This window comes from Dyella sp. 01L423, assembly GCF_056399945.1.
Window position 1 is genome coordinate 798,875 of record NZ_JBFTSI010000001.1, and the last position, 15,349, is coordinate 814,223.

Annotated in this window: 15 protein-coding genes; 6 read left to right on the forward strand and 9 right to left on the reverse strand. The window is 65.1% G+C overall.

All coding sequences use genetic code 11. The annotated features are described in order from the left end of the window. Window positions 1-12: 12 nt before the first annotated feature. From AC1DMY_RS03605 to AC1DMY_RS03645, 9 genes are all read right to left on the reverse strand, one after another. Window positions 13-954 carry an HDOD domain-containing protein gene (locus AC1DMY_RS03605; protein WP_477163636.1) on the reverse strand — a complete coding sequence of 314 codons (942 nt, stop codon included), beginning with the start codon at window positions 952-954 and terminating at the stop codon, window positions 13-15. 188 nt (window positions 955-1,142) lie between these two features. After that, the gene (locus AC1DMY_RS03610) at window positions 1,143-2,402 is read right to left on the reverse strand and encodes a TIGR03862 family flavoprotein (RefSeq protein ID WP_477163637.1); all 1,260 of its coding nucleotides are present in this window, start codon (window positions 2,400-2,402) and stop codon (window positions 1,143-1,145) included. 65 nt (window positions 2,403-2,467) lie between these two features. Then, window positions 2,468-3,217 carry a slipin family protein gene (locus AC1DMY_RS03615; RefSeq protein ID WP_477163638.1) on the reverse strand — a complete coding sequence of 250 codons (750 nt, stop codon included), beginning with the start codon at window positions 3,215-3,217 and terminating at the stop codon, window positions 2,468-2,470. A 23-nt stretch (window positions 3,218-3,240) separates the two neighbouring features. After that, window positions 3,241-4,611 carry an NfeD family protein gene (locus AC1DMY_RS03620; protein WP_477163639.1) on the reverse strand — a complete coding sequence of 457 codons (1,371 nt, stop codon included), beginning with the start codon at window positions 4,609-4,611 and terminating at the stop codon, window positions 3,241-3,243. Window positions 4,612-4,701: 90 nt separating this feature from the next. Next, complete coding sequence (locus AC1DMY_RS03625; RefSeq protein ID WP_477163640.1) at window positions 4,702-5,211, reverse strand: hypothetical protein; 510 nt, start codon at window positions 5,209-5,211, stop codon at window positions 4,702-4,704. Between the two features lie 74 nt (window positions 5,212-5,285). Then, window positions 5,286-5,555, reverse strand: coding sequence for a cell division topological specificity factor MinE (gene minE / locus AC1DMY_RS03630; RefSeq protein ID WP_441604201.1), 270 nt, complete (start codon window positions 5,553-5,555; stop codon window positions 5,286-5,288). A 5-nt stretch (window positions 5,556-5,560) separates the two neighbouring features. Further along, the gene (gene minD / locus AC1DMY_RS03635) at window positions 5,561-6,376 is read right to left on the reverse strand and encodes a septum site-determining protein MinD (protein ID WP_046970574.1); all 816 of its coding nucleotides are present in this window, start codon (window positions 6,374-6,376) and stop codon (window positions 5,561-5,563) included. 43 nt (window positions 6,377-6,419) lie between these two features. Beyond that, a complete protein-coding gene (gene minC / locus AC1DMY_RS03640) occupies window positions 6,420-7,187 on the reverse strand; it encodes a septum site-determining protein MinC (RefSeq protein WP_477163641.1) in 768 nt (255 codons plus the stop codon). An 8-nt stretch (window positions 7,188-7,195) separates the two neighbouring features. After that, complete coding sequence (locus AC1DMY_RS03645; RefSeq protein ID WP_121878804.1) at window positions 7,196-7,819, reverse strand: GNAT family N-acetyltransferase; 624 nt, start codon at window positions 7,817-7,819, stop codon at window positions 7,196-7,198. Between the two features lie 210 nt (window positions 7,820-8,029). On the opposite strand from AC1DMY_RS03645, the gene AC1DMY_RS03650 reads away from it, so the two are divergent. From AC1DMY_RS03650 to AC1DMY_RS03675, 6 genes are all read left to right on the forward strand, one after another. Continuing rightward, window positions 8,030-9,259, forward strand: a complete 1,230-nt coding sequence (locus tag AC1DMY_RS03650) for a sensor histidine kinase (protein ID WP_477163642.1) — start codon at window positions 8,030-8,032, stop codon at window positions 9,257-9,259. Window positions 9,260-9,364: 105 nt separating this feature from the next. Further along, complete coding sequence (locus AC1DMY_RS03655; RefSeq protein WP_046970578.1) at window positions 9,365-10,006, forward strand: response regulator; 642 nt, start codon at window positions 9,365-9,367, stop codon at window positions 10,004-10,006. Between the two features lie 217 nt (window positions 10,007-10,223). Then, on the forward strand, window positions 10,224-11,570 hold the full coding sequence (locus tag AC1DMY_RS03660; RefSeq protein WP_477163643.1) for an SRPBCC family protein: 1,347 nt from the start codon (window positions 10,224-10,226) through the stop codon (window positions 11,568-11,570). Window positions 11,571-11,725: 155 nt separating this feature from the next. Beyond that, complete coding sequence (locus AC1DMY_RS03665; protein ID WP_046970580.1) at window positions 11,726-12,658, forward strand: ABC transporter ATP-binding protein; 933 nt, start codon at window positions 11,726-11,728, stop codon at window positions 12,656-12,658. Further along, entirely contained in the window at window positions 12,655-13,389 is a 735-nt protein-coding gene (locus AC1DMY_RS03670; RefSeq protein ID WP_477163644.1) for an ABC transporter permease subunit, read from the forward strand. Before AC1DMY_RS03665 ends, AC1DMY_RS03670 begins: the two co-directional genes overlap by 4 nt. Then, window positions 13,386-15,284, forward strand: coding sequence for a GldG family protein (locus AC1DMY_RS03675; protein WP_477163645.1), 1,899 nt, complete (start codon window positions 13,386-13,388; stop codon window positions 15,282-15,284). The genes AC1DMY_RS03670 and AC1DMY_RS03675 overlap by 4 nt, the downstream gene beginning before the upstream one ends. Window positions 15,285-15,349: the final 65 nt, after the last annotated feature.

Here is a 15,349-nt window from a genome sequence, read left to right on the forward strand (position 1 = left end):
CGCCGCTTGCGATCAGGCCGGCGCAAAACTCCTGCGCAGATCCTGCTGGCAACGCGCCAGCAGTTGCGCGGGAAACGCGGCCACCGGGTCCTCGCCATAACCGGCCTCGCTATCGAGCAGGCCTTGTTCGGCGAGGAGCTGGTTCATGGCCAGTCGCTGTGACACATAGAGCACGCGACTCATCGGCAGCATCAGCGCGGCGTGGCCGTGCTCGCGATGTTCCACCAGCGCTTCCTGCACCGGCGGCGGCAGGTCCCAATGCTGGCCCGCCTGCACGGTGAGTTCGGCGGCAAGCTGCACGCAGCCATCGATAAAGGCGATGGAGCTGGCGGGTAGCTCGGCGTTCTGTAACTCCTTGTCCAGCAAACGCGCCACCGCGCCCAGGCCGCTATAGCCGACCAGGGCCACCAGATAGGCTTCGAACGCGTCGCACTGGCCTTTGCTGAGATACACCGCGGCGTGCGCACAGCGTTCGGCGTGATCCCACAGACGCTGGCCCACGATCTGCCCGTTGGCACCGGCGCTGGCCATCAGGATGGGCTTCATCACATAGGACGTCACCACGTGGCGCAAGCCGATCTGGCCGAGCAGCACCACGGCGTGCTGCAGGCTGCCCACCGGATGGGCAGTGCGATAGGTGACGCTGCCGGTGACGCGCATGACTTCGCCCACCAGTACCGGGTCGCGTTTGATCAGGTCGGCCAGCTGGGCGCCGCTGAGCTTGTCGTTCTTCATCGCACGCATCAGCTGCGGCAGCACCGTGGGCATGCGCGGCAGGCTGCGGACGTCGAAGCGGCCGTTTTCGCACTGGTCCTTCAGGCGCTGGAGAATGGCCTGTTCGCGCGGCTTGTTGGCGCTCTCGCCAGCGTCGACCGGCTGGTTGAGGATGAAGCGGAAGAAACGCTCGGCGAGCTCGTCGCCCGAGACCATCCCGTGGGGCAGGGCGGATTCCACCGGGAGTTCCGGCTCGGGCGCAGCCGGACGCGTCGCCGCTGGTTCTGCCGCGCGTTCACGCCCGAATACCCGCCACCAGTTCCCCATCATCGTGCTGCCAGCTCCCCTCTGTGGCCCCCGCTACGCTGGGTGTATCGGCAGCTGGCGGAAAAAATGTAGTGCGACTGTGCCGCGCTGCGACGCTCTGCTCAGTTATCGGCAGCAGGGGGCAAATGCTTGATCCATGCCGCCGACCCGAGTCCGGCGCGCCGCCCGCTGGCGAAGCAGGCCGTGAGCAGGTAGCCGCCGGTGGGCGCCTCCCAGTCGAGCATTTCGCCGGCGCAGAAAACCCCGGGCAGGTCGGCGAGCATCAGGCTCGGGTCCAGCGCTTCCAGGCGCACCCCACCACCGCTGCTGATGGCTTCTTCGATGGGGCGGGCGCGGGTGAGTCGCAGCGGCAGGCGCTTGATGCCGCGGGCCAGCGTGTCGACGTCGTGGAACTGCTGCCGATCGAGTACCTCGTGCAGCAGCGCGGCCTTGACGCCAGTGAGCCCGGTCTGGCGGCGAAGGTGGTCGCTCATGGAGTGTTTGCCGCGCGGCTTGGCCAGATCGGCGCGCAGGCGATCGAGCGTGCGATCGGGTGCAAGATCGAGTTCGATGGTGATCGGACCATGCGCGGCGATGGCATCGCGAATCAAGGCGGAATACGCGTAGATCAGGCTGCCTTCGATGCCGCCGGCGGTGATCACGCATTCGCCCTGGCGCGCGTGCTCGCGGCCGTGCTGGTCGCGCAGATGGATCACCACCGGCTTGAGCGGAGCGCCCGCATAACGACCAGCGATATGTTCGCTCCAGCCGATGTCGAAGCCGCAGTTGGAAGGTACCAAGGGCGACACATCGACACCGCGGGCGAGCAGCGGTGCCTGCCATGCACCATCCGAACCTAGTTCCGGCCAGCTGCCTCCGCCCATGGCGAGCACTACAGCATCGGCGCGCACCGCATGTTCGCCATCGGGCGTGGCGAAGCGCAGCGAGCCGTCGTCCGTCCAGCCCAGCCATCGGTGGTGCACATGGAAGCGCACGCCATCCTCACGCAGGCGGCGTACCCAGCCACGCAGCAGAGGCGCGGCTTTGAGGTCGCTGGGAAATACGCGGCCCGAAGTGCCAACGAAGGTTTCCACTCCCAGCTGGCGTGCCCAGGCGCGCAAGTCGTCTGCATCGAAGTCCTGCAGCCATGTCCCCACTTCCTGCGCACGCTTGCCGTAGCGCTGCACGAAATCCGGCTTGGCTTCGCCATGCGTGAGGTTCATGCCGCCTTTGCCGGCGATAAGGAACTTGCGCCCCACCGAACCCTTGGCGTCGAACACATCCACCGCCACGCCCGCCGCATGCGCCGCTTCCGCTGCCATCAGGCCGGCAGGGCCTCCACCGATGACGGCGAGGCGAACGTGGGTAGGCGTGCTGGACATGGCGGCGCGGATGATGGGTGGCCGGGCATTGTACAGACACACAAGTCCCGCCCCTGTGGGAGCGCTTAGCTGTTCGGGCCCAGCAGCGGCCTCAACAGATCCAGCGGCAGCGGAAACACAATAGTCGAGGCCTTGCCGCTGTTGGACATGTCCGACATGGTCTGCATATAGCGCAGCTGCAGCGCCTGCGGTTGCTGCGAAAGCATGGCCGCGGCATCGCGCAGTTTTTCGGCGGCCTGCAATTCGCCCTCGGCGTGGATCACCTTGGCGCGGCGCTCGCGTTCCGCCTCCGCCTGGCGCGCGATTGCACGCACCATCGTCTCGTTGAGATCCACATCCTTGATCTCGACATTGCTGACCTTGATGCCCCACGGATCGGTGGCTTCGTCCAGGATCTGCTGCAGGCTGTGATTGATCGAGTCACGCTGCGAGAGGATGTCGTCCAGCTCGTGCTGGCCCAGCACCGAGCGCAGACGCGTCTGCGCCAGCTGGCTGGTGGCCTGGAAAAAATCCGCCACCTGCAGCATCGCCTTGTCCGGTTCCACCACGCGGAAATACACCACTGCGTTGACGCGCACCGAGACGTTGTCGCGGGAGATCACGTCCTGCGGCGGCACGTCCATCACGGTGACGCGCAAATCCACCCGCATCATGCGCTGGACGATGGGCACCAGGATCACCAGTCCCGGCCCCTTGGTGCCGGTGTAGCGACCCAGCGTGAGCACCACGCCGCGCTGGTATTCGGGCAGCACCTTGATCGAAAGGAACAGCAAGGCCACCACCCAGATCACGATCACGCCGACAAAGCCAAACATGAGCCTCTCCTTTGTTGCCGATGTCAGGCACGGGTGATGCGCAACAGCAAGCCGTCGCGCCCCACCACGCGAATACGTGAGCCGGCCGGCAGCGGGGCGTCGCCATGCACGCGCCATTGCTCGCCGCCGATACGCGCCCAGCCATCGCCCGCCGCGTCGAGCGGCTGGGTCAATTCGCCGGTGCTGAGCAGCATGCGTTCGTCACCGTTGAAGGCCCGCGTGCGGCGCGCCCGCGCAACGAGGCGCAGTAGCAGCGACAGCACCACCACACCCGCCAGGGCCATCCCCGCGATCACACCCATGTTCACCGCATAGCCCGGCACGCCGGCATCGAACAGCATGATCGAGCCGATCACGAAGGCGAGCACGCCGCCGATGCCGATGGCGCCCACCGATGGCATCAAGGCTTCCGCCAGCACCAGGCACACGCCCAGCAGCATCAGGGCTAGGCCGGCGTAGTTCACCGGCAACAACTGCAGGGCGTATAACCCGACCAGCAGGCAGATCGCCCCGGCGACGCCCGGCAACAATACGCCCGGGTGGAAGGCTTCGAGCACCAGACCGTAGATGCCGGCAAGCAGCAGGAGGTAGGCGATGGTGGGATGGGTGACCAGCCCCAGCAGATGCGTGCGCCAGTTCGGTGCGTAGTCGCGCAAGGGCAGGCCGGTGAGATGCAGGGTGACATCCTGGTTGTCGACACGCACGTGACGACCTTCCAGGCGGGCGAGCAACGATGAAACATCCGGCGCTACCAGATCCACTACGTGCTTCTGCAGCGCTTCGTCGGCGGTGAGCGTGGCCGCGCCTTGCACGGCCTTGGCAGCCCATTCGGCGTTGCGACCGTTGAGCTGCGCCAGCGACCGGATGAAGGCGATGGCGTCGTTGACCACCTTGTTGGATTCCGCATCGGCGCCTGTTGGCGTCGTTGTCTCCGGCGCGGATGTGGCGGGCGAGGGTAGAGGAAGCGTGCCGCTACCACCCAGCGATACCGGCGTTGCCGCACCCAGATGCGTGCCGGGCGCCATCGCGGCGATCGGGCAGGCATAGAGGATATAGGTGCCTGCCGATGCGGCGCGCGCACCGCCCGGCGCCACGTAACCAATCACCGGGAGACGGGAAGCAAGAATGCTGGCGACGATCTGCCTCATCGAATCGGACAGGCCGCCCGGCGTGTCGAGTTGAATCACCACCGCCGCGGCACCGTCGCGCATGGCGTGCTGCAGGGAGGTATCGACGTATTCCGCGGCGGCCGGGCCGATCGGTCCGCTCAGATCAATGCGTGCCACGAAACCGCCGGAGCGCGCCGAGCCACCGGCGGCATCGCCGGCAAGCGTGGTCGAGGCCAGCATCGCGGCACATAGCACACTGGCCGCTGTCTTCAGCCATGGTGTCACGCACGGTCTCCCGATTGGCGATATCACACTGCGCCAGCGGGTGTTGTCTCGGTGTGAGATAAGCGGGAGGTTTTGCTTGGCCCGCTTGGGTCAGCTGAAAACGGGCTGCCCGTCCTGGCTCAACAGGCCGTGTTCCACCAGCCACTGCCGGGCATTGGCGGCATCCTCGCCGAACCAGGCCTGGGCGGAGCCGAGCCGGAACGTATAGCCCCAGGCATTCATATCGTCCATCAGCCGCTCGCGGCCCACGCCGGGCAGTTCGTCGGCGAGCACGATTTGCAGATAGCAGGTGGCGTCTTCTTCGGCGACCGAGTCGGTGGCGTCGGTATGCACCTCGCTGCGGCGCTCCGGCGGCAGCACGATCAGGTGACCGGCTTCATGCAGCAGCGAATGCACCGGCGTGTCGTCGCGCGCGTAAACCGTCGTGCCGATGATGCCGGCTTCCTCATCGCCCCAGAAGCTGCCGGGAATAGGCGTGCCGACATCCACGCGCTGCAGGTCGAGCCCGTAACGCGCAAGCAGGCGCGCAGGCGCCTCGAAGCCGATCTCGGCTAGGCGCATCACGCTGGCTTCGTCAGGAGGAGAGGTGGGAACTGGCATGGGGAAAGAGTCGCCGTGGTTCAGCGGCGACGCACATCGCGAAGTGCGTGGCGCGGCAGTGCCGCGCCACGACTTCAGATCGACTTGGCTGGCGTGTTCTCGGGCAGCGCCACGGAGAGCTCGAGGATCTCGTGTCCGCTGTCGCGCTCGACATTGATGTTGATGGCGTCGAGGTCGACGTGGACGTATTTCTTGATCACTTCGAGCAGCTCGTTGCGCAGCAACGGCAGGTAGTCCGGAGCGCCGCGGGTGGAGCGCTCCTGAGCCACGATGATGCGAAGACGCTCCTTGGCGAGTCCAGCGGTGGGTTCCGGCTTGCGCTTCAGGAAATCAAGAATACCCATGCCGATCAGCCTCCGAATACGCGCTGGAAGAAGCCCTTCTTCGGCACCTCGAGGAAGCGCAGGGCACGTTCTTCACCAAGGATGCGGGCAACCGTGTCGCTGTATGCCTGGCCGGCAAACGAGTTGTCGTCCAGGATCACCGGCACGCCGGCGTTGGAGGCGGCCAGTACGTTTTCCGATTCGGGAATCACGCCCACCACGTTGATGCCGAGGATTTCCTCGACGTCCTTCACGCTGAGCATTTCGCCCACGGCCACGCGGGCCGGGTTGTAGCGCGTCAGCAGCAGGTGCTGCTTGATCGCACCGTCGCCGCGCTCGGCGCGGCGCGTCTTGCTGGCGAGCAGGCCCAGGATGCGATCCGAATCGCGCACCGAGGACACTTCCGGGTTCACCACCACCACCGCGTGATCGGCGAAATACATCGCCAGGTGCGCACCCTTTTCGATGCCGGCGGGCGAATCGCAAACGACGTAATCGAAGCCTTCCTTGCCCAGGTCTTCGAGCACCTTCTCGACGCCTTCCTGGGTCAGCGCGTCCTTGTCGCGCGTCTGGCTGGCGGCCAGCACGTAAAGGGTCTCGTAGCGCTTGTCCTTGATCAGCGCCTGCTTGAGCGTGGCTTCGCCGTGCACGACGTTGACGAAGTCGTACACCACGCGCCGCTCGCAGCCCATGATGAGGTCGAGGTTGCGCAGGCCGACGTCGAAATCGATCACCGCGACTTTCTTGCCGGCCATGGCGAGGCCCGTGGCAAGCGAGGCACTGGTCGTGGTTTTGCCCACGCCACCCTTGCCCGAGGTGACAACGATAATCTCAGCAGTCAAGGCTCATCTCCGCATGGTTCTTTGTAGTTGTAATGACTGATCGTCAAAGCTTGGCGATCAGCAATTTTTCCCCTTCGAGCCAGCATCGCACAGACTGGCCTTCGAGGTCCTTTGGAATTTGTTCAAACACGCGATAGTGACCGGCGATGGCCACCAATTCCGCGCGGAAGTCTGAAATGTATATGCGCGCTTTCTCATCGCCCTGTGCGCCGGCCATCGCACGGCCGCGCAAGCTGCCGTAGATATGAATGCTGCCGTCGGCAATCACCTCGGCAGCATTGGCGATGGCGCCGGTGACGACCAGATCGCGATCGCGTGCATACACCTGCTGGCCCGAACGCACCGTGCCTTCGTAATGCTGGGCACCGGCGTTGGTGAGCGGCGCAACGGGCTCGGCTTCCTGGCGCACAGGCTCGGCGCGGCGCGCGGGTTCTGCAGCGGCTGCTGGCGGTGCCGGCGGCGCGATGCTGCCGCCATCGGCGGGCTCATACGCGGCGCGGAACTTGGCGATCAACGGCAAACCCATGCGCTGCGAGAGCGCATCGACTTCGCTGGTGCCATAGGCCAGGCCCACTGGCAGCATGCCGGCGCTGCGCACCGCTTCGAGCAGCGCGTCGACCGTGCCGTCGTCGGGCAGGTTCATCAGGTGACTGAGATCCAGCACCACGGCGGCGCGGGCGAATAGCTGGGGCGCGGCACGAACGCGGCGTTCCAGCTCTTCGCAGAGCGCAGCGGCGTCCACGCGCTTGATGCGCACGTTGGCGATGCCTACCTGGCCGAAGCGCAGGTCACAGGCGTCTTGTTGATCCATCTTTGCATTCACTGGCGGCGCTCTCCCGCGAGGCGGCGCCGGGTGGTATCAGGGGAGGAGGACGGGTGCTGGCGTTCGGCCAGCCACGGCACATCGGGAAGGCCGTCGTGGTCCAGATAGGTTTCTCGCACGAAGGCGTAGCTGGGCAGGTCCTTGGCGAGCAGGCTCACCTGGGGACCGTCGCTGCCCATGCGTTGCTGGCCCACTTCCTGGAAGCCGTAGGTGCCGTGGAACAGCACCACCACGTCATCGCGGGGCTCCAGGAACACTTCGCAGGTCAACAGCGGCACGCGCACTTCCGCATAGCTGGTGACGTCGCAATAGAAAATGCGACCCAGGCCGTGGCGGCGGTAGGCGTTGGCGATGACGATGCGGTCGATATAGGCAAATTGCGGGTAGTGCTCACAGAACCAGCGGTAGTTCGGGCTGTCGTAGTCCCGACCTTCGCGGAAGGCGACCAGGAAACCGGCAAGATGGCCATCGATCTCGGCCACCCGGAAATAGTCCGCATGGTCGTAGAAATAGCGCAGCTGTGCGGTGTCCAGGGCGAGGATGGTGCGGCCGGCGGCGTTGTTGAGCGCCAGTACGGCATCCAGGTCGTGCTCTCGCACGTCGCGGATGGCAAGGGCCATTCGTTGCTCCGCTGTGTGTGGTTCGAAGAGTAAGACCGTTGGTTCGGCCCCGCGTGACGCCGGCATTATGACATGTGCCACGCGGCCGCACATAACACGGCGCACCATGTAAAACCTTTGTAAAGCGCCAACGGTCGTGCCTTCTGGCAGGGGTGGAGCAATGACTTCTCACGCATTGCACCAAGTCTGCGGGTAGCGAATGATGCGCATATGGCCTGGTCAAACATTAATCACATCCGGCTGCTCCGGTACGCTGGTCTGTTCACGTACCTGTGCGTCGCGCTGCCGCTGCTCTCCGGTCCTGGCGGGCTGGCGGAGGTCAGTGCGTGGTGGAGCAATCCCAATATCACCGGCTGGATTCTTTCCTACCTGATCTTCGGCGTGACCTATCTGCTGCTGACGCGGCGCTCGGGCATGACACGCCAGACTGGCTACCCCTCCATCGTCCAGTTGCTGGGGCTGGTGGTGCTGACCGGTTCGGCGGTGGCCATGGGCTGGTTCAGCCAGAGCGGCCTGTCGGCCATGCTGATGCTGGTGATCGCCGTGGTGCTGCCCTGGCAGCTCCCGGTGGGCGCGGGGCTGGCCTGGATGCTGCTGCAGAACCTGATGCTGATCCCGATCATCGCCAGTTACATGGGCTGGACCATCGTCACGGCGTTCCTGCAGGTGTGCATGTACCTGGGCATCTCGGCGCTGGTGTTCTTCACCTCGATGATCGCCAGCCTGCAGGCTGAGGAGCGCGAAGTGCAGCGGCGGCTCAATTCCGAGCTGCGCGCCACGCGCGCCTTGCTGGCCGAATCAACCCGCATTGCCGAGCGCATGCGCATTGCGCGCGATCTGCATGACCTGGTCGGCCATCACCTGACGGCGCTCAGCCTGAATCTGGAAGTGGCCAGCCACCTGGTCAATGCGCAGGCCGCCGAACACGTGCAGAAGGCGCAGGTGACGGCCAAGCATCTGCTGTCGGACGTGCGCGAAGTGGTGAGCGAGCTGCGCCAGGACGACGCGATCGACCTGACCGTCGCCCTGCGCAGCCTCACCGAAGGCGTGCCCGGCTTGACCGTCCACATGGAAACGCCGCCGCGTTTCAGCGTGGAAGATCCCCGCCGGGCCCAGGTGCTGCTGCGTTGCGCGCAGGAAATCATCACCAATACTGCGCGCCATGCCGGCGCGCGCAACCTGTGGCTGCGCTTTGACTACGTCAACGCCAACCTGCTGGAGCTCTACGCGCGCGACGATGGTCGCGGCGCGACGAACTTCCGCCCGGGCAACGGCTTGTCCGGCATGCGCGAGCGACTGGTCGAGTTCGAGGGCAGTGTGATGGTCGATCCGGCGCTGCTGCAGGGGTTTGCGCTCACCGTGCGCCTGCCGCTGGGCGAGCTGCCGGAACTCGCGCACACCCCGTCACGGTTCGAGCCACCCGCGCTGGGCATGCTGTAGCCTTGGGCGGAGGTCGTGTAAAAATGTGCCGCTTGGAAAGCGACATCGTTCTCTCCGTTGGCCGCGGGCATCGCACGCCGGCCACCTACGTTTCGAGGATCCGCGATGATTTCCGTCTGTCTCGTTGACGACCAGAACCTGGTACGCCAGGGTGTCCGATCACTGCTGGACCTGGCCGAGGACATCCGCGTGGTGGCCGAATGCGCCGATGGCGCGCAGGCCGTGCAAGACATCCCGCGGATCCGGCCCGACGTGGTGCTGCTGGACCTGCGCATGCCCAACATGAGCGGGCTGGAAGTGCTGCAGGCGCTGTCCGCCCGCAATGAATTGCCGCCCACCATCATCCTCACCACCTTTGACGACGATCAGCTGGTACTGCAAGGCCTCAAGGCCGGCGCCCGCGGTTATCTGCTCAAGGACGTCTCGCTGGAGCAACTGGTGGAGGCCGTTCGCACCGTCGCCGCCGGCGGCTCGCTGGTGGCGCCCATGGTCACCCAGCGCCTGCTGGCAGGCGTCGGCCGCATGCAGAACCAGTTCACCAGCCTGGAACAGCCCGACCCGCTGACCGAGCGCGAGACCGAGATCCTGCGCCTGCTGTCGGGTGGCTACAGCAACAAAGAGATCGCCAACTCGCTGAAAGTGGCGGAGGGAACGGTGAAAAACCACGTTTCCAACATTCTCTCCAAGCTGGGCGTGCGCGACCGCACGCGCGCCGTCCTCAAAGCGCTGGAGCTGGGCATCGTCTGATCCACCGCAGGGCCTTGCTGGGCGCCATTCGCGGGCGTCTGGAAGGCCCGTGTCAGGCAGTCTTTACGGCTGGATGCCGGAGCAAGTAGTATCGGGGACTTCGGCGCTGGCCGACCCCCCGTGCATGCAGCGATCCTTCGGGAATCCCCCGTGGCGGGCCGGTCTCCGGCGACTGCCCTTGTGCCGTGTAGCAGAGAGACGTGCGGAGAATCCTGGAATGATGCGTGTTCTTGAATTTATTGTTGCCCTGATCATCGTCATAGTAGTGGCGGTGGTAGTGGGCGTGGTGATGCCTGGCAGCGGCCATGTCGAGCGGTCGTTGGTCGTCGGCAAGGACATGCGTCAGGTCTATGACGTTCTGAGCAATTTCCGCCGCTTCCCGGAGTATTCCGTGCAGCGCGAGTACGACCGCAACATCAAGTACGACTTCTCGGGCAAGGCCTATGGCCCGGGCGCCGAAATCAGCTGGACCAGCGATGACGGCAAGGTCGGCAACGGCAAGTTCACCATCGCCTCCGCCGATCCGAGCTTCGACAAGGTCGACTCGACCGCCAAGAAGTCCACCATCGTGTGGAACGTCGACAACGACTGGCGCGGCAATGACAAGCACTTCACGCTTGATCTGGAGCGCAACGGCAGCCGCGGCCAGCTGACCAAGGTGACCTGGTCGTATGACGTCGACTACGGCTTCAACCTGATCAACCGCTATTCCAATCTGTACATTCACGGCGATCCGGATTCCTTCATCCAGTTCAGCCTGAACAACCTGCAGAACGTGCTGGCTGCGGTCCAGAACGTGGACTACACCAAGCTGATCCCGTACATCGAGCAGACCCAGCCCACGCCGGTGCTGATGGTGTCCTCCTCGATCGAGCGCAAGGGTGGCCTCGAAGCCCTCAATGACGCGACGGACAAGGCGATTGGCCAGATCCAGGCCGCCGCCAAGAAGTTGGGCGTGACCACCACCGGTCCGCGCATCATCTACACGACCAACTACGGCGACCAGAACTACTCGTTCGACGTGGCCATGCCGATCAGCGCGACCAGCCTGAACGTTGCCGGCCAGACCGTCGAGCTGGTGGCCGCCAAGGCACCGGACCTCAATGCCGCCGCGGCCAGCACCAGCGCCGATGCGGGCAGCACCGCCGGTGACACGGCTCCGGGTGGTCATGACCGCTTTGGCCGCCTGATCGTCGACAACGATGTGCGCGCTTATCTCGCCTTCGGTGGCCCGGCCCTCAAGGCCGTGTGGAACGGTACCGCCGCCGGCGTGCCGCAGACCCGCGACCTGATGAAGGCCTATGCCCAGACCCACGGCTACAAGTTCGACGAAGTGACCAACCGCTTCTACGACATCGAAGCCAAGCCGGAAGTGAAGCAGGGAGACCAGGTCACGCAGTACGCCGAGTTCGACGTGTACCTGCCGCTGAGCTGGGCTCCGGACCAGACCCCGGAACAGGCTGCGGGCATCAAGCCGCCGTCGCTCGACGACACCGGCAGCGACCAGGCTCCGGCCTCGTCCAGCACCGCCGCTCCGGCCAGCGCTGCCAGCGCCGGCAAGTAAGTCGCCCCGGCGGCAAGCATCGAAAGGGCCCTTCCTCGGAAGGGCCTTTTCATTTTCGGGCCCTGCGTGGATCGGGCCAGGCGAACTTTCGGTTACAGTGCGGGTCGATCCCGCAGCCATGCGCGCAGCACTGCACGCGACTGACTCCACAGGACATGATCGAAACCGAACTGCTCACTCGACGCTATGGCGCCCTCACGGCGGTGGACTCGCTGAGTTTCCGCGCCGAACCGGGCCAGGTGCTCGGGCTGCTGGGCCCCAACGGCGCCGGCAAGACCACCGCCATGCGCATGATCGCGGGCTTCCTCGAGCCCAGCTCGGGCACCGCGCGCGTGTGCGGCTACGACGTGCGCAAGGAGCCGCTCAAGGCCAAGCGCGCGCTGGGCTATCTGCCGGAGGGCGCGCCGAGCTATGGCGAGCTGACGGTGCGCGAATTTTTGTCTTTCATCATCCGCATGCGTGGTCTGCAGCGCGACGAAGGCTCGCGGCGCTTCGATCGCGTGGTCGGCGGACTGCAGCTTGAGAGCGTGCTCGACCAGTGCATCGATACCTTGTCCAAGGGCCTCAAGCGCCGCGTGGGCCTGGCCCAGGCGATCGTGCACAACCCGCAGGTGCTGATGCTCGACGAGCCCACCGATGGTCTGGATCCCAACCAGAAGCACACGGTGCGCCAGCTGATCGATCAGATGGCGCGCGACCGCACGATCCTCATCTCCACGCATTTGCTGGAAGAGGTGCACGCCTTGTGCAATCGCGTGGTGATCATCGCCAACGGGCGCCTGATGGTGGATGCCACGCCGGCCGAGCTCGAATCGCGCTCGCGCTACCACGGCGCCGTGTCCTTCAGTGCGCCAGGCAGTGGCGTATCGCAGGAAATGCTCGGACGGCTGCCGCAGGTGTCGTCGATCGAAGTTGACCCGATGGACGGGCGCATCACGGTGTTTCCGCGCCCGGGCGAACGCATCCTGGAACCAGTGGAGACGCTGCTGCGTCAGCAAGGGCTCGAGGTGTCGGAGATCCAGCTTGAACGCGGGCGCCTCGACGAAGTCTTCCGCCAGATCACCACCGGCGCGGAGAACCGCGAATGAGTCCGATCGCAGCGGTGACACGCCGTGAGCTGCGCAGTTATTTCGTGACGCCGGTGGCGTACGTCTTTCTGGTGATCTTCCTGGTGCTGTCGGGCATCCTCACGTTTTACGCGGGCGATTTCTACGAGCGCAACCAGGCTGACCTGCAGCCGTTCTTCGTGATGCATCCGTGGCTTTATCTGGTGCTGGTGCCCGCGGTATCGATGCGCATGTGGGCCGAAGAAGCCAAGGGCGGCACGCTTGAATTGCTGATGAGCCTGCCGTTGACGCTGGCCCAGGCGATGCTCGGCAAGTTTCTCGCCGCGTGGCTGTTTATCGGCTTGGCGCTGGTGCTCACCTTCCCGATCTGGATCACCGTGAACTATCTGGGCTCGCCGGACAACGGCGTGATCCTCGCCGGCTACATCGGCAGCTGGCTGATGGCCGGCGCGTTCCTCGCCATCGGCGCCTGCTTGTCCGCGGTGACGCAGAGCCAGGTAGTGGCCTTTGTGCTGACCCTGGTCGTGTGTTTTCTGCTGATCCTGGTGGGGCAGCCGCAGGTGATGGAGTTTTTCCAGGGCGCGTTGCCGCGCAAGCTGGTGAACGGCCTCGCGCACCTGAGCATGGTGCGCCACTTCGAGGCGATCTCGCGTGGCGTGCTCGACCTGCGTGATCTGTTGTATTTCGTGGCGTGCATGGCCGCCTGGCTCACGGCCGGCGTATTGACGCTCGACCTGAAGCGGACGCCATGAGCATGCGGCGCATCCATTTCAGTCGTCGCGCCGTACTGTCGGTGGCACTGGTGCTGCTGGCGATCGTGTTCGTGACGTTCGTGCTGGCCAGCAGCCGCTGGCGCATGGGCCGCATCGACCTTACCTCGGACAAGCTCTACACGCTGACGCCCGGCACGGTACATATCGTGGATGGGCTGCATGCGCCGTTGCGCCTCACGCTTTACTTCTCCAGCCATGCCACGCGCGACCTGCCGCAGCTGCGCAGCTATGAGCAGCGCGTGGCCGAAATGCTGCAGGAAATGGTGGCGCGTGCGCACGGCCGCCTGCGTTTGCAGATTGTCGATCCCGTGCCGTATTCAGACGACGAGGCCAGCGCGGAAGGCTATGGCTTGTCGCCCATCAGCGGCGGCACCAACGGCGAGCGCGTGTTCTTCGGCCTGGTGGGCAGCACGCTGCCTTCGAACGCCGATGGCGATGGCGATGGCGACGCGCACCTGCCCACCAAGGTGCAGTCGATTGCGCTGTTCGACCCGTCGCGTGAAACCTTCCTCGAATACGACATCGCCAAGCTGCTGTACGAGCTGGACCAGCCGTCCAAGCCGCATATCGGCGTGATCAGCAGCCTGCCGGTGCAGGGCAATCCGGTGATCGGCGAGGAGCCGTGGGCGGTGATGCGTCAGCTGGGCCAGCAGTTTGACGTGAAGTCGTTCGATCCGGGCAAGCTCACCCACGTCGATGCCGACATCAAGGCGTTGCTGGTGATCCATCCCAAGCACCTGCCGGCCGATGCGCTGTATGCGATCGATCAATACGTGCTCAACGGCGGTCATCTGGTGGTGTTCGTGGACCCGGTGGCCGAGATGGACAACACGCCGTTCATCGACAGCAGCGGCGTCACCGACGACCACAACTCGAATCTGTCGCGCCTGTTCGAGGCCTGGGGCGTGCAATACGATCCGCAAAAAGTCGTGCTCGATCGTTCGCGCGCGTTGCGCATCGAATTGGCTGACAACAGTTCGATGAGCCATCCGGCCATGCTCGGCCTGGGCCAGCAGGAACTCAATCACGATGACGTGACCACGGCGAGCCTGCAGCGCATCAATGTGTCCAGCGTGGGTTATTTCGACCTGGCCCCGGGTACCACCTCGCGCCTGCAGCCGCTCATGCAGTCGACGACGGATGCCGAGGTGGTGTCGAGCGAACGCGTGCGCGAGTCGCTCAACAACCCGGCCGGACTGCTCGACAACTACAAGCCCGACAACCTGCATTATGTGATCGCCGCACGCGTGCGCGGCCAGTTTCCCAGTGCGTTCCCGGAACGTGCCGGGGAGAAGGGTCACGTGCCTGGCGTAGGCAATGCGGAAGTGATCCTGGTGGCCGATACCGATCTGCTGAGCGATCGCCTGTGGGTGTCGTACGCGCAGAGCCTGCTGGGCCAGCCGCAGTTGAGCGCGATCGCCAACAACGGCGATCTGATCACCAATATCGCCGATAACCTCAGCGGTTCCTCGGCGCTGCTTTCCATCCATGGCCGGGTGAGTTCGCAGCGACCCTTCACGCGCGTGCTCGCCCTGCAGAGCGCGGCCGACCAGAAGTACCTGGCCAAGAAGCAGGAATTGCAGCGCGAGCTGGCCGTCACGCGTACGCGCCTGAGCGAATTGCAGCCGGCCAAGTCAGCAGGGCGGGGCGACACCGCCAGCCCCGAGCAGCGCGCCGAGATCGAACAGTTCCTGCAGCGTCAGCTGGCCATCAACAAGCAATTGCGCGATGTGCAGCACCAGTTCAACGCCGAGATCGACGCGCTGGGCCTACGCCTGAAGTTCATCAATATCGTGCTGATCCCGGCGCTGGTGACGGTGATCGGCCTGCTCTACGGCTGGCGCCGCTCCCGGCGCAGCAGGCGGCGTGCGTGAAGCTGGCCGGCAGTGCTGAAGTGTCGCAGCCGCTTGTCGTGGATGCGCGCGGAGCGGCGCGTATG